Origin of the sequence: Alkalinema pantanalense CENA528 (genome assembly GCF_050753345.1) — a bacterium.
Taxonomy (GTDB): domain Bacteria; phylum Cyanobacteriota; class Cyanobacteriia; order Leptolyngbyales; family Leptolyngbyaceae; genus Alkalinema; species Alkalinema pantanalense.
Map to the genome: position 1 here is coordinate 26,704 of NZ_JBLZFX010000015.1, position 14,532 is coordinate 41,235.

Here is a 14,532-nt window from a genome sequence, read left to right on the forward strand (position 1 = left end):
GACTGCAACTTTACAAAGCAAACTTGCTGTTATTCTCATTTCTGCAAAGTAAATGTTGCAGATTTCAAGTTAATCAAGCTTTTTTGCAAAGATTTTAAGGGTATGGGTAATTTTTGCAGTCATTCCCCGCAAACGACGAATTCCCGAATAGAGAACATCACTCTTTGTTTGGGGACAGCGATCGCTGAATAAGCCAATCAATTTGATTTTAAGTGAATCCTTGAATGCTGATTGACCGGGAGGCGTAGGGTTTAAGCCTAATTTACGCAAATAGTAATTTACTTGATGAACTCTTGCACGTCGATCGTCGGATTTGAAATCAAAATGTATCCCTAGGGCGATGGAATATTGTTCTCCATTCTGATACCAGTGGGGCGCACAAACGGGATGGTGAACGCCTTTACCCGCTGTCATGGGATAGACGTAGGCCTTGGCTTGCTTTGCATCGCTATAGGTTGCCGCCGTTAAATCACCGATGTAAAAATTTTCCAATTCTTCTTCGGTCAAAATGCTGCGATCGTGGCCATCGAAAAGATTGGAAGTACGATCGCCATGCATTTGCATGAGAAATGTGGATTCATGGTCAATGTGATAGGAGGTGACAGCACGGGGAGATGCAATAAAAATGTAGGCATCAATCCAAGACATTTCCTGCCGTAGGGGTTGCCCAGTCAACTGTTCTAGTTCATCAATGATTTGATTGACTAGAGCACAATATTCCGGATCGCGCTGTACGCTGTATAGCAATAGCCAGGATTCGGAATGCTCAATGTTGGCAATAAACTCCGGCAACTTTTCCTGCAAATCCTCCTTGAGGGTGGCATCCGTCCATTTCAGGTGCTTGGGCATTTTGCTGGCCTGACAACGGATGCTTCCAGGGCCATACTGAATCAAGGTATTTGCCAATTCCACTAAGCGGGGCAATTGCATCAAGGAATGATCTGCCAAATAGTGGGAATACATAAAGGGCAAACGATTAAATTTGTCCCGAAAATCGGGTGACGGTTCAAAAATGAGATCGGGTCGCATCGCTGGTGGCAAAGGAGAAAGAGAGTTTGCTTGAAGAAATGACATCGCGATTCTCTCAGAGTGAGTCAAACTTATTTACACTGCGGTCACTTGACGGAAATAAAATCCGTGGTAAGCCGCAACAAAGCGATCGGGATGAAAGGGAATCGTACAGGTGCGATCGATGCGCCAGCGATCGACGAGTTGATAGCCTAAGGCCGCCAAGTCCGCCACAAACTCCCCATCGTTTTGAATCTTATAAGGCGCATAGGAACCCCAAAGATTTTGCAGTGTGATGTATTGAGCGCCGCTATAAAACGGGACATGATTAATAATCAAATGGCGGGGTTTGACGGCCAAGGGTCGCACAATTTCTGCCAGCGAAAGTTCCAAATATTGCAACGTACCGCAGGTCAGTAGAATGTCCTGCCCGTCTGCTGCTGCAAAACGACTGGTATAACTCAGACCAGGACTGGGAATCCGCTGGATTAACTCCTGGCCCACCTTGACCTTCTCCGGCACATCGCAGACTTGCCATTGCAGCCCCACCGGATAGGACAAAAAGCGACGGTAAGCATAGTAGCCTTGACCTAAGTTTCCCCCCAAATCAAACACCGTTGTGCTGTTCCCCAACGCTTCCCGCAACCAGACTAAGACTGGATAGTCGATCGGTTGAAAGGTATTCAAATCCTCTAGCGTCAGGGTCTGGGCCTGATCAACGCCATGTAACGAGGCATGGTTGTAGCCTGCTTGCATGGTTGGAGGAATGGCCTGCGTGGCCTCGGCAAAGGAAGCAAAGACCCCACGATAGGCATTAGCGGTTCTAGGAAAGACCCGATGGTAGGCATAGTAGTCCGCCACGATCGGTAACTTACTCACCAAGGTTGTCAGCGCAGCCTTGACCGAAAAGGGTCGGCGGTGGGAATAGCGGACGCGAGGCTGCCCTGGTACTGAGCCAACAGTCATGATCACACCCCTTGTAATTGCAGATATTTACCGGGCCGTTCTGGATCGGGAACAAACCAGGCAGGATTCCCCTGGGGGTCTCGGCCTAGGCGTGCACCGGGCTGAGGTGGCTGATTGCGATCGGCCTGGACGCCTACCGTTGTTCCCGGTAATAGCCCCGCCGCTTGCAGTTCCGCAATGCTGTCCTTAAAGGCACGGGTAACAAACTCGATCTCTTCATCGGTGTGCGCCAGGGTGAAGAAGCAGGGACGATGTTCCCAAATGTGCACCCCCCGTTCCCGCAGCAGGTAGAACAATAAACTGCCGTAGGTAGCTTCGGGAGCGTAGGTAACGTAGAAGAACGAGCTAAAGTGGGCAATTTTAATCGGAGCCTGGACGCGATCGCAGTGTTGTTGCAGATGGGTCGCAAAACGATCGACCTTCGCCGCCAGTTCCTGTTGCAAACTAGGGCCTGCCGCTTGTAGCCGTTGCAGCACCACTTCCGCCGCCGCCAACGCCATGGGGTGCCGCACAAAGGTTCCCGCAAAGAACGTCACACCCACTTCCGGGAATGAGGCATCGCCAAACTGCCATTGCCCCCCATCCAGCGCATCCATAAATTGCGATTTGCCCGCCACGACGCCAATGGGTAGCCCACCACCAATCACTTTGCCATAGGTGGCCAGATCCGCCCGAATATCAAAGTAGGCTTGGGCACCGCCGGGATGGACTCGGAACCCGGTGACCACTTCGTCAAAAATCAAGGCAGTCTCCGAAGCTTCCGTCAGTACCCGCAGATCTTTGAGGAAGTCGCGCGGTTGCAATTCAGGACGGCGGCTCTGCACGGGTTCCACCAGAATTGCGGCCAGATCATCGGCCCGATCACGGAGGATTTGCAAGGATTCCGGAGTGCCGTAATCTAACACCAAGACATTCTCAAACATCGAAGGCAGAATCCCAGGAGCCGCAGGCAGCGATCGCAGTTTTGGCCCACTGCGGACAATCACTTCATCAAAAGTGCCATGGTAGCCCCCCGCAAACATTGCGATCGTGCTGCGTCCGGTGACGGTACGGGACAACCGCATCGCCGCCATCACCGCTTCAGACCCGGTATTACAGAAGGCCACCCGTTCCATCCCTGTAATTTCTGTGACCATCTTGGCCACCCGACCTGCCAGGGGGGTTTGCGGGCCAATTTCAATTCCGGCATCCATTTGTGCTTTGACCGCTTCCGCCACAAAATCCGGAGACCAACCAAAGAAGTTCAGCCCAAACCCATTGGTCAAATCAATATATTCATTGCCATCTACATCCCAGAGCTTGGAACCCTTGGAACGCTCGGTCACAATCGGATAGACAATTTCCTTCAGCAGTGGCGTGAAGCCGGAGACGGTACGCGGATCAGCTAGATAACGGCGATGTTCTTGGGTTTGCCGCTTGGATTCCGCAGTACGACGAACATAGCGCTGGATGATGCGATCGAGGGCAGTTTGCTGCTCGGCAGTGAGGGTATGGTTATTGGTTTTTTCAATTTTGGCTCCTGGCCCAAAGTTTTTCTTAGGGGGAGCTGTTTCGGCTGCTTGGCCCGTCGTAGGCGGTTGGGCCGCACTCGCTTTTGCAATGCCGTTAGCCGTACTTTGAGCGCTGCCATTGGCATTAGCACTGCCATTCGCACTGCCATTTACACTACTACCATTTGCACTGCCATTAGCCCCATTGGAAACGTAGCCATTGGCCGCTTGCCCATTGCCAACAGGAGGCTGAACGATCGCACCTGCAGCCCCGCCTCCATTCAAGATTTGTAACTGCTGAGCCATGATTTGCAACTGTTGGGCAATCACCGCCTCGATCGCGCGGGTCTGTTCAGGAGAGGCAGGGGCGATCGGGCTGTAGGAACCATTGCCATTGCCATTGCCATAGTTGGCCGCAGGGGGAGGAGAGGTCATCGGTAATCCAGAAACAACAACTGGGGTGGGTGGAACCGCAGAAGCCACGGTCGGTGCAGGCTCCTCAACCACCGTCGGAGCCGGAGCCGGGAAGGCATCCACAGGTAAAAAGCGATCGAGGTGCTCTGACAGGCTGGCTAAGTTGGGATAGTCTTCGAGTAAATTGCGGAAGGTGAGTTTGATTTTGAACTTCTTCTGCACCGCCAGCGCCACCTGGGTCAAGGTCAACGAATCCATGCCTAAATCTAGGAAGGTACTCGTCAAATCTTCGCTATCCAATTCAAAACCAGAAGTTTCTTCAAAAACTTCTTGTAACAGAGGAATCAAACGTTTGATGCGGGGTTCAGCCATAGGAGAAATCACCTCAGATTGGACAGCAGGGAGATTCAACGGAACATTCAACAGGGAAGCTACGGGCAAGACTTGGGTGGGAATAGATTCCGGTTCCCGTACAGTTTCAGCCTCAGAACTGGCAAAGGGTTTGGGATCAATCCAATAGCGTTGCCGCTCAAAGGGATAGGTGGGCAGGGGCACCCGGTGACGGTACTCATCGGCGTAGAAGGCCGCCCAATCGATCGCCACCCCTGATAACCACAAATGCCCGATCGCTTGCATTAAACTGACCCATTCCCCCTCGTCATCGGCACTGCTGCCCAGGGAAGGAATGGCAATCTGCCGCTTAAGATCCTGGGCCTGCTGGCGCGCTAGGGTGGTGGCAGTGGTGCGGGGGCCGACTTCCAGCAATACCCGCTCCGGCTGTTGCCACAGGGTTTGCACGCCCTCCGTAAATCGCACCGTTTCCCGTAGGTGGCTGGCCCAGTACAACGGATCGGTGGCTTGCTCATCCCGAATCCAATCCGTCGTCACGGTTGACACAAAGGGAATTTGGGGCGGGGAAAGCTGGATTTGCTGAACCAGTTCCGCAAAGGGCGCAATCACCGGCTCCATCATCGGGGAATGGAAGGCGTGGGAGGTGTGCAAGGGTTTACAAATCACTTCCTCAGCTTCGAGTTCCGCTTGCAGTTTTGCCACCGCCTCCGTGGGGCCAGAGACCACACAAAGCGCAGGGCCATTAATCGCCGCGATCGCCATCTCTGCCGTCAGCCGAGGGGCGACGGTTTCCGCTGGCAGCCGCACCGAGAGCATCGTTCCCGGTGGCAACGCCCACATCATTTGGCCTCGCGTCGCCACGAGCTTTAACCCGTCTTCCAGGGAGAACACCCCCGCTAGACAAGCCGCTACAAATTCACCGATGCTATGGCCAATCAAAGCTGCCGGTTGTACCCCCCAACTGATCCACAGTTGCGCCAGGGCATATTCGATCGTGAACAGAGCGGGTTGGGTATACAGGGTTTGTTTGAGCCGTGCGGCGGCGGTATCCGCATCACCCTCAGCGGGGTAGAGGATGTCCCGCAGGTCGCAGCCCAGCAATGGTTGCAGAATTTCAGCACAGCAATCGACCGTTGCCTGGAACACAGGTTCCCGCTGGTACAGGTTTGCGCCCATGTGCAAGTACTGGGAGCCTTGGCCAGGGAACATGAACACCACGTCCGGCGGGGACGGCTGCGGGCTACGGGTGGCTGGACGCTGGGTTTCGCTAGGCGTTAAGACTGCGATCGCCGAGTCCCGATCGCGGCAAATGACAAAGCGCCGATGCTTCCAGCCTTTGCGTCCCTGCTGTAACGTGTAGGCCACATCCGCCAAGTTAACCTCGGTCGATCGCGAGAGAAAATCCCGCAGGTTGTCTGTGGCCCGATCGAGGGCCGTGGGCGTTTTGGCGGACAGGAGCAACAGTTGCACTGGACGGGAGGGGCTAGAGGGCGGCACGATCGGGGCTTCCTCCACAATCACGTGGGCATTGGTACCACCCACCCCAAAGGAGCTGACACCTGCCCGTCGGGGTGCATCACCGCGCGGCCAAGGTTGGTTTTGGGCATTAACGTAGAACGGGCTGTGGGCGAAATCAATTTGCGGGTTGGGGGCCGTGAAATTTAAACTAGCAGGCAGTTGCTCGTGGTACAGGGCCAGCGCCGTTTTCATCAACCCGGCCACCCCTGCCGCTGCCACCGCATGGCCGATGTTGCTCTTAATGGAACCGATCGCGCAGAATTGCTGGCGTTGGGTTTGCCGTTGGAAGGCTTGGGTCAGGGCTTCCACTTCGATCGGGTCACCCAAGGGCGTTGCAGTTCCGTGGGTTTCTACATAGCTGATGCTCTCCGGATGAACCCCTGCCATGGTTTGGGCCTGGACGATCGCCCCGGCTTGACCTTGGACACTGGGAGCCGTAAAGCTGACCTTATCGCTGCCGTCGTTATTCAGCCCCACACCCTTGATCACCGCGTAGATGCGATCGCCCGCGTCCAAGGCATCGGCCAACCGCTTCAGTACGACAATGCCCGCTCCGCTATTGAACATCGTCCCCTGGGCTTGGCCATCAAAGGGGCGACAACGGCCATCGGGGGACAGCATACTGCCTTCCTGGTAGAGGTAGCCCGTATTCTGCGGTGTGGTGATGGAAATGCCCCCTGCTAGGGCCAAGTCGCATTGATGGTTGAGCAATCCCTGCACCGCCTGCCCCACCGCCACCAGGGAGGTAGAACAAGCGGTATTGATGCTGACGCTGGGGCCTTGCAAATTCAGTTTGTAGGCAATGCGGGTGGTGACAAAGTCCTTTTCATTGGCCAGCATGGTTTGGAATGCGCCAACACGATCGATGATCTCTGGCCGCCCGCAGAGGTGCCGCTCAAAGTAGGTATTCTGGCCAGACCCGGCATAGAGACCGATCGAGCCAGGGTAGCTGTCGGGATTGTAGCCAGCGGTTTCCAAGGCTTCGTAGGCCAGCTCCAAAAAGACCCGCGCCTGGGGATCCATGACTTCCGCTTCCCGTGGGCTAATGCCAAAGAAAGCCGCATCAAAGTCTTCTGCTCCGGCGATCGTGCCCCGAGCTCGGACGTAGTTCGGATCATTGCGCAGTTCCGGATCAACACTGGGGTCAATTTCCTCGGGACTGAAGAAGGTGGTCGATTCGACATTATCAACTAGGTTTTGCCAAAACTCCGCGATCGAATTGGCACCGGGGAACCGTCCCACCATGCCCACGATCGCAATGCCATCGACTGCAGTTGCAGGCGATGGGGTTACAGGGCATAACAGTTGCTGGGCGTAGGGCGATTGCTGCAAGGGATGCTGCCAAGGCGTACTCGACTCCTGTTGCAGTTGCACCAAATACGCTGCCAATGACCGCACCGTGGGGTATTGGTATAGTTTGACCGCCCGCAGGGTGATGTTGAATTGTTTTTGAATGCGGGCTACCAGTTGCAACCCCAACAGCGACGTGCCACCCAGATCAAAGAAATTTTCTTCTACACTGACCTGATGTAGCCCAAGGACTTCTCCCCACAATGCCACCAGCCGTTGTTCTGTAGTGTTCCTAGCATTGACTGGAGAAACAGTGGTAGTCGATCGATCTGGTTTAGGTAGGGCTTGGCGATCGGCTTTGCCATTGGGCGTTAGGGGAATTTTATCGAGCACCACGATCGCCCCCGGCACCATATAGTCGGCTAACTGCTGTTGCAAGGCTACTCGGATGGTTGGAATATTCAAGGTCTGCTGGGGGTGTGCCGTCAGGTAGGCCACCAATTGTTTATCCCCCGGTCGATCTTCTCGCACCAGGACAATCGCATCCCGTACCCCCGGTTGCTGACTTAAAACCGTTTCAATTTCCCCCAGCTCAATGCGGTAGCCGCGAATTTTGACCTGGTGATCGGTACGACCGATAAACTCCAAATTGCCGTCAGGTAAATGGCGCACCAGATCACCCGTTTTATAGAGCTTGGCTTGGGAATCGGCTCTGAAAGGATTGGATACAAAGCGCTCTGCGGTTAGCTCAGGCCGATTGAGATAGCCCCGCGCTAAGCCATCGCCACCGATGTACAATTCACCGACAACGCCCATGGCCACGGGTTGCATTTGGTCATCCAAAACGTAAACCTGGGTATTGCCGATCGGGGTGCCGATGGGAATGGAAGTCCATGTGGGATCAAGGGGGCGTGGAATGCGATAGCAGCAGGTAAACGTCGTACTTTCCGTGGGGCCGTAACCGTTGATGAGCTGGGTGTCCGGCAACAAAGCTTGGGCTTGGCGAATGTGGGAAACAGACAGCGCTTCGCCTCCGGTCAGCAGTTCCTTCACCCCTTGTAAGGTTTCCGGTGCTTCAGCCACGATCGTGTTAAATAAAGCCGCCGTTAACCACATTGTCGTAATGCGGTAGGTGCGAATAATCTGTCCCAGGGTTTGGGGATCGGGCAACCCATTTTCGGGATAGAGCACACAGCAACCGCCATGGAGCAGTGCTCCCCAAATTTCTAACGTCGCCGCATCAAAGGAAACGGGAGCCAATTGTAAAAATGTTTGCTGACCATCGAGGGGCGTGTAGGTTGCACCGAAGACTAACCGCAACACGGCACGGTGGGGAATGGCAACACCCTTGGGACGGCCCGTGGAACCAGAGGTGTAATTCACGTAGGCCAGATGTTCAGCGGTGATCGAGACTTCCGGAGCCTGGGAATTTTGTGGCGCATCGACGCCCCAACCAGCATCCAAACAGAGAATCTGAGCCTGGGTTTGGGGGAGGCGATCGCGCAAATGGGATTGAGTTAGCAGCACCGGGGCTTGGCTGTCTTCTAACATGAAGGCCAAGCGATCGGCGGGATAGGCGGGATCGAGTGGCACATACACGCCCCCTGCTTTTAAGACCCCCAAAATCGCCACCATGGATTCGATCGATCGATCCATGGCGATCGCGACCAAGGTTTCAGTCGTGACACCTAACTCTTGTAATTGGTGAGCAAGAAGATTGGCGCGATCGTTCAATTGACGATAGCTCAAACGTGCCCCATGCAATTCCGGGAAGGATGGTAGAATGACTGCAATAGAATTGGGCTCGCGTTCCACTTGGAATTGAAAAAGATGATGAATACAACTATTGCGGGGATAGTTAACATTCGTCTGGTTCCAGGGATAGGAGATTTTCTGATAACTGGAGTCCACAATCTGTCCCATGGTCGCTATCCTACTAAAACACTAAGCAAAACAGTTATCTGCAAAACAGTCGCACATAAAAATATCAACAAACCCAAACATTTAGAAGGCAAAATTACTACTGTTCAATAGATTTCTAACAAGCAGTAAGCTAGTACGGTAAGCGTAACGTAATAGTAATCAATAAACAGTAATCATAACTAGCCCTCATCATCCACAATTACAAGCAGCATTCACAAACAGCAAGCAGGAGCGATGAAACCAATTAGCAATGAAAATTCATTGATAGTTAAAAAATCGATGGCTTGAGGCTTCATGCTGACAACAGTAATTAGATCTCGATTTCACCACCTATGACCTGTCATGCGAGTCAATTGTTAATGTCTCTGTCAATTAATGACTAATCATCAAATGTCATTGAGTCAGGTCAAGCGGGAATGGAAATCACCGATTTTCAGGGGTTTTAGCCGTTAATCTACACTTACCGTCAGTGCAATCAGTCAGTGCAATTCACTCACCAGTTAACAAAATTTATATCTTAAGATATGGAAACTCATAGTAGCTGGGTAGATGCAATCAATAACTGAACCATCGTATAAGTCATCGTAGTAGACAGGCATTCTGTAACAATCCCCTGCAATCATGTTTTCATCGATACCAGGTTCTATTAGGCCCTAGGAAATTCTTGCTGCCAGGATCTCAATCCGTTGCAGACTATCTATTGACACTAAATCATCGAAAGTCCCTTTTAGACTGAGGAAGACAGTCAAACCAAGGCAAAAATAGTCACGATAGAGACACAAACCCAAAAATTAATCTCAAGCGAACTTTTTCTGGATGTGGGAAAGCACTCCCTAAAAGTACTATCCCTAGGACAGTCACAGATCACAGACAATCACTGAACAGTAGAGAGCCGTCCAGAATAGAGATTAGAAATTTTTTCAAAGAACTTAGGAACAAACCCAGTAAAACCGACGTCTAAAGTTACATATCCAAAGTTACATACCCAAAATTTAATTCTTCGAAGATACATAGCTAAATCAAGCGGATAAATCAAGACGACAAAGAAATCATCAGAACAAACTTATCAAAAGTGTGAGTTGAGAAGTACAAGTTGAGAAGTACAAGTTGAGAAGTACAAATCCAGAAGTACGAGTGCAGCAAGAATTCTAGTAGTAAGAAAATAACATTCCTCACTCTATCTTAATAGACTCATTTTAGATAGATTCATGTAATCTTCATGCAGTTTTTCTGAGGCTCAATGGGATCAGAAATGCCCATTTTTCAAAAATTTGCTGTATTTCGAAGAATTATCGTAATTGCGACCGTATCCTTTCTTCCTTTTTCAACATCGCTTCCATTGAAAAAGTGAACACTCAGTAAATTCAAACTCGTTAATTGATTAAGGGATGTAAATTTGTTTTTGATCAGAGTTTTATATTGACTCAAGTTCTTCTTTTCTCTGATTTTTATACCTCTCTAGAGAGATGCGATATTTGAAATTACAGCATTCATTTATCGTTCCGAAACGGATAACTGCCATTACAAGAACTAGCTACTTTCAATTTATTGGATTAATAGATTGAACATTGTCATTTATTCACACAGACATCATTCTCAGAGTAGATTTTAAATCTAGCTAGCGGAAGATTTTTCAATCAAGATTGTTTTGAGCGATCGGCCAGAAATGTTCACCTTACTATTAGATCCTAGACCCGTGACAATAAATCTTGAAGCTTACGACCAGATAAATCCGGTACGCGCTTATATCCTCCGCTGGAAAGGCGGGGTTTTACACATTCACTCGATAAACCTGTTGGTAATACCGCTGGTAGTCCTCTGAAAGCAAGGGTTGCCACCAGTCTTGATGCTGCAAATACCAATCGATCGTTTGGCGTAGTCCCTGTTCAACCGTCATCTGAGGCTGCCAACCGAGTTCCTGCTGAATCTTACTAGCATTAATGGCATACCGTCGATCGTGTCCTAGCCGATCTTTGACAAAGGTAATTAAGGTCTCTGCCGGTCGAATGGGTAAATCAGCCACCCGTTGATCCATCACTTGACAAATCATCCGTACCAGATCGATATTTTTCACTTCATTGTTGCCGCCAATGTTGTAGGTTTCACCCGGTTGGCCCGCATGAATAACCCGATCGAGGGCCGCACAATGATCCCCAACGTACAACCAATCCCGCACATTCTGACCATCGCCGTACACAGGCAACGGTTTACCGAGCAAAATATTGATGCACATGAGCGGAATTAACTTTTCAGGAAAGTGGTAAGGCCCATAGTTATTGGAGCAATTGGTGATCAGCGTCGGCATGCCATAGGTGTGGAAATAGGCACGCGCTAAGTGGTCACTTCCCGCTTTAGAGGCCGAGTAGGGGCTATTGGGCGCGTAGGGCGTGGTTTCACAGAAAGCGGGATCCTCCGGGGCAAGGCTGCCATACACCTCATCGGTGGAGACATGCAAAAAGCGATAACGATCGCGACCAACCTGAGCTGCATCGGCCTGCCAATGGTGTCGAAAGGCTTCCAACAACGTGAACGTCCCCACCACATTGGTTTGGATGAAGCTACCCGGATTGAGGATCGATCGATCAACGTGGGATTCCGCCGCCAAGTGGGCCACGGTGTCGATCGCCTCCTCTTGAAGCAGCGTTTGCACCAATGCCGCATCACAAATGTTGCCCTGGACAAAGCGAAACTGGGGATGATTTTGTAGAGACGCGAGGTTATTTAAATTGCCCGCATAGGTCAGCGCATCCAGCACCACCACCCGATCGTTGGGATATTGCTGACACCAATGATGCACAAAATTAGACCCAATAAAACCCGCTCCACCTGTGATTAAAATTCGGCGATCGAGGCGGGCGGGAAATTGGGAAGCAAGAGATTCCTTCGACATAACAGATTCTAGGTTCCAGGTACCAAATTCCAAGCAACAGACTTTCAAGCGTAAACTTTAGGACTACACCAGCTCTACGTGGGAATCATCACCAATCATAAAGCGCAGGGCTTTGGGGCGGGATGGAGCCTCCGTTAGCTTGGCTCGCTGGCCAATCACACTATCCACAATCCGTTGGTGAATGCCCTCCACCTTGGCTCCCTGGAGCAGCATGCTATGTTCTAAATCCACCTCACGTAGGATGACGTGATCGGCAATGCTAGTGTAGGGGCCAATGAAGCTATTTTCGATATGGCAATTTGCACCAATGGCAACGGGGCCGCGAATAGTGGAGTTAATGATGCGGGTACCTTCGCCGATTTGAACTCGACCTAGGACTTGGCTACGATCGTCCACGATCCCGTGAACTTCCTTGTGTAAACGGGTGTCTAAAAGAATACGATTGGCTTCCAGCAAATCATCTTTTTTCCCGGTATCTAACCACCAACCCTGAAGTTGCCGCGCTTCGATCGCGCGTTGGTGATCAATTAAATCTTGAATGGCGTCGGTAATTTCCAATTCCCCCCGCGCCGAGGGTTGAATGCGCCCGATCGCCTCATGCACCGCTGCACTGAAGAAATAGATTCCCACCAGTGCCAAATTGGACGGTGGCTCTTTCGGCTTTTCCACCAGCTTTAAAACCCGTCCTGCGGCATCGACCTGCGCCACCCCAAAGGCCGTGGGATCATTGACGGCCCGCAACAAAATCAACGCATCAAGATTGCGCTCCTTAAAGACATTGGCAAAGTCATGGAGCGGATCGGGAATCAGGTTGTCCCCCAAATACATCACAAAAGCCGAATCGCCCAGGAACGGCTGAGCCGTTTTGACCGCGTGGGCCAGTCCCGCTGCTTGCTCCTGGAGAATGTAGGTAATATTGGCCCCAAAGCGATCGCCGTTGCCCGTTTTCGTACGCACTTCCTCGCCTGTTTCCGGGCTGATAATAATACCAATATCCGTAATGCCTGCGGCGACGATCGCTTCAATGCCATACCACAGCACCGGCTTGTTAGCAACAGGGACTAACTGTTTTGCCCCCGTATAGGTGAGCGGACGCAGACGAGTGCCTTTACCACCGGACAAAATCAGGGCTTTCATGAGAATCTCCAAAATGGGATAACAAATTGGGTCAGGAATCAGAAGGCGTAGCAGAAGTTGCCGTCAGCAAGGAATACTGCTGGAGCATTGATCTCAGGGAATGCCGCCAATGGCGAGGGGGGCCGCCTAGGATAGGCCATAACTGGCGGTGATCGAGCACCGAGTAAGCAGGCCGACGGGCGGGGGTTGGATAGTCAGCCGTGGTAACGGGAAGAATGGATTTTGTTTGAACCGGGAGGCCCAGGGCTTCCGCTTCTTCTAAAATTGCCACCGTAAAGTCATACCAACTGGCTACACCACTATTGGTGAAATGGTAAGTGCCTTGAATGACCGATCGCTTGTCAGCACGGATATTAGCTCGATCGCAAACAATCAGTTGCCCGAGGGCATGGGCAATATCCGCAGCCCAAGTAGGACTGCCAACTTGATCGGCCACAATCCTCAATTCTTCCTGGGTCGAACCGAGGCGCAGCATGGTTTTGACAAAGTTACTTTTACCATAGACCCCATAGACCCAGGCAGTGCGCAGAATCACATGGCGATCGCCCACTTGACGAATCCCCATCTCGCCCGCCAGTTTGGACTGGCCGTATACACTCAGCGGCTGCGGGGGATCTTCCACACGGTAAGGGCGATAGCTATATCCATCAAAAACATAATCCGTCGAGAGGTGCAGCAGCAATGCATTAAGCGCTTGGGCTTCTTGGGCCATCACCGTCGGCGCGATCGCATTAATTTGATTGGCTAATTCTGCTTCATTTTCGGCCCGATCGACAGCGGTATAGGCAGCAGCATTAACAATATAGTTGGGTTGGAATTGCCGAATACATTGGCGAATCTGATCGGGCTGGGTTAGATCGAGGGCATGGCGATCGAGGGCGACCACTTCTCCTACGTTGGGCAACACTGTTTGGAGTTCCTGGCCCACTTGCCCCGCCGCACCAATCAAAAGAATTTGGGTCATGCATCTACCTCTTTCCCATAGACTTCTGCCAACCGGAAGGATTGGCCCGCTTGATCTTTGGCGGATAAAATGGGTTCTCCCGAAAAAGGCCACTCAATGCCAATTTCTGGATCATTCCAGAGAAGACTGCGCTCGTACTGCGGTGCATAGTAATCCGTGGCCTTATAGAGCACTTCTGCAATTTCAGAAAGCACCACAAAGCCATGGGCAAAGCCGGGCGGCACCCAGAGTTGACGATAATTGTCTGCACTTAATCGACAACCGACCCACTGGCCAAAGGTAGCCGAAAATTTTCGCAAATCCACCGCTACATCGTAAATTTCCCCAACCACAGCCCGTACTAGCTTGCCTTGGGGCTGTTGGATTTGATAATGCAACCCCCGCAGGACATATTGCCCCGATTTTGAATGATTATCCTGCACAAAGCGAGCTTGAATCCCAGTGGATTCATAAAAAACCCGTTCGTTATAACTTTCTAAAAAAAAGCCACGATCGTCGCCAAAGACTTTCGGTTCTAGAATCAGAACCTCAGGAATTACTGTTGGAATTACCTGCATAAAGTTATCACAATACCAATCATC

At 51.5% G+C, this 14,532-nt stretch carries 7 protein-coding genes; all 7 read right to left on the reverse strand.

The genetic code is table 11. From position 1 onward, the window contains the following. Positions 1-69 precede the first annotated feature (69 nt). The 7 genes from ACN4EG_RS07240 to rfbC all read right to left on the reverse strand — a co-directional run bounded on the left by ACN4EG_RS07240 (position 70) and on the right by rfbC (position 14,508). Positions 70-1,074, reverse strand: a complete 1,005-nt coding sequence (locus ACN4EG_RS07240; RefSeq protein ID WP_431628664.1) for a hypothetical protein — start codon at positions 1,072-1,074, stop codon at positions 70-72. Between the two features lie 30 nt (positions 1,075-1,104). Then, positions 1,105-1,974 (reverse strand): TIGR04325 family methyltransferase, encoded by an 870-nt coding sequence (locus ACN4EG_RS07245; protein WP_431628665.1) that lies wholly within the window; start codon positions 1,972-1,974, stop codon positions 1,105-1,107. 2 nt (positions 1,975-1,976) lie between these two features. Continuing rightward, the gene (locus ACN4EG_RS07250; RefSeq protein ID WP_431628666.1) at positions 1,977-8,960 is read right to left on the reverse strand and encodes an amino acid adenylation domain-containing protein; all 6,984 of its coding nucleotides are present in this window, start codon (positions 8,958-8,960) and stop codon (positions 1,977-1,979) included. A gap of 1,771 nt (positions 8,961-10,731) precedes the next feature. Continuing rightward, positions 10,732-11,850, reverse strand: a complete 1,119-nt coding sequence (gene rfbB, locus ACN4EG_RS07255) for a dTDP-glucose 4,6-dehydratase (RefSeq protein WP_431628667.1) — start codon at positions 11,848-11,850, stop codon at positions 10,732-10,734. Between the two features lie 63 nt (positions 11,851-11,913). Further along, on the reverse strand, positions 11,914-12,987 hold the full coding sequence (locus ACN4EG_RS07260; protein ID WP_431628668.1) for a glucose-1-phosphate thymidylyltransferase: 1,074 nt from the start codon (positions 12,985-12,987) through the stop codon (positions 11,914-11,916). A 31-nt stretch (positions 12,988-13,018) separates the two neighbouring features. Next, positions 13,019-13,951, reverse strand: a complete 933-nt coding sequence (gene rfbD, locus ACN4EG_RS07265) for a dTDP-4-dehydrorhamnose reductase (protein ID WP_431628669.1) — start codon at positions 13,949-13,951, stop codon at positions 13,019-13,021. Continuing rightward, positions 13,948-14,508, reverse strand: a complete 561-nt coding sequence (gene rfbC / locus ACN4EG_RS07270; RefSeq protein WP_431628670.1) for a dTDP-4-dehydrorhamnose 3,5-epimerase — start codon at positions 14,506-14,508, stop codon at positions 13,948-13,950. Before rfbC ends, rfbD begins: the two co-directional genes overlap by 4 nt. Between the last annotated feature and the right edge of the window lie 24 nt (positions 14,509-14,532).

Bases quoted from the DNA above. Each gene is read 5' to 3' on its own strand.
- ACN4EG_RS07240 (WP_431628664.1), bottom strand. From the start codon at position 1,074: ATGTCATTTCTTCAAGCAAACTCTCTTTCTCCTTTGCCACCAGCGATG.
- ACN4EG_RS07245 (WP_431628665.1), bottom strand. From the start codon at position 1,974: ATGACTGTTGGCTCAGTACCAGGGCAGCCTCGCGTCCGCTATTCCCAC.
- ACN4EG_RS07250 (WP_431628666.1), bottom strand. From the start codon at position 8,960: ATGGGACAGATTGTGGACTCCAGTTATCAGAAAATCTCCTATCCCTGG.
- rfbB (WP_431628667.1), bottom strand. From the start codon at position 11,850: ATGTCGAAGGAATCTCTTGCTTCCCAATTTCCCGCCCGCCTCGATCGC.
- ACN4EG_RS07260 (WP_431628668.1), bottom strand. From the start codon at position 12,987: ATGAAAGCCCTGATTTTGTCCGGTGGTAAAGGCACTCGTCTGCGTCCG.
- rfbD (WP_431628669.1), bottom strand. From the start codon at position 13,951: ATGACCCAAATTCTTTTGATTGGTGCGGCGGGGCAAGTGGGCCAGGAA.
- rfbC (WP_431628670.1), bottom strand. From the start codon at position 14,508: ATGCAGGTAATTCCAACAGTAATTCCTGAGGTTCTGATTCTAGAACCG.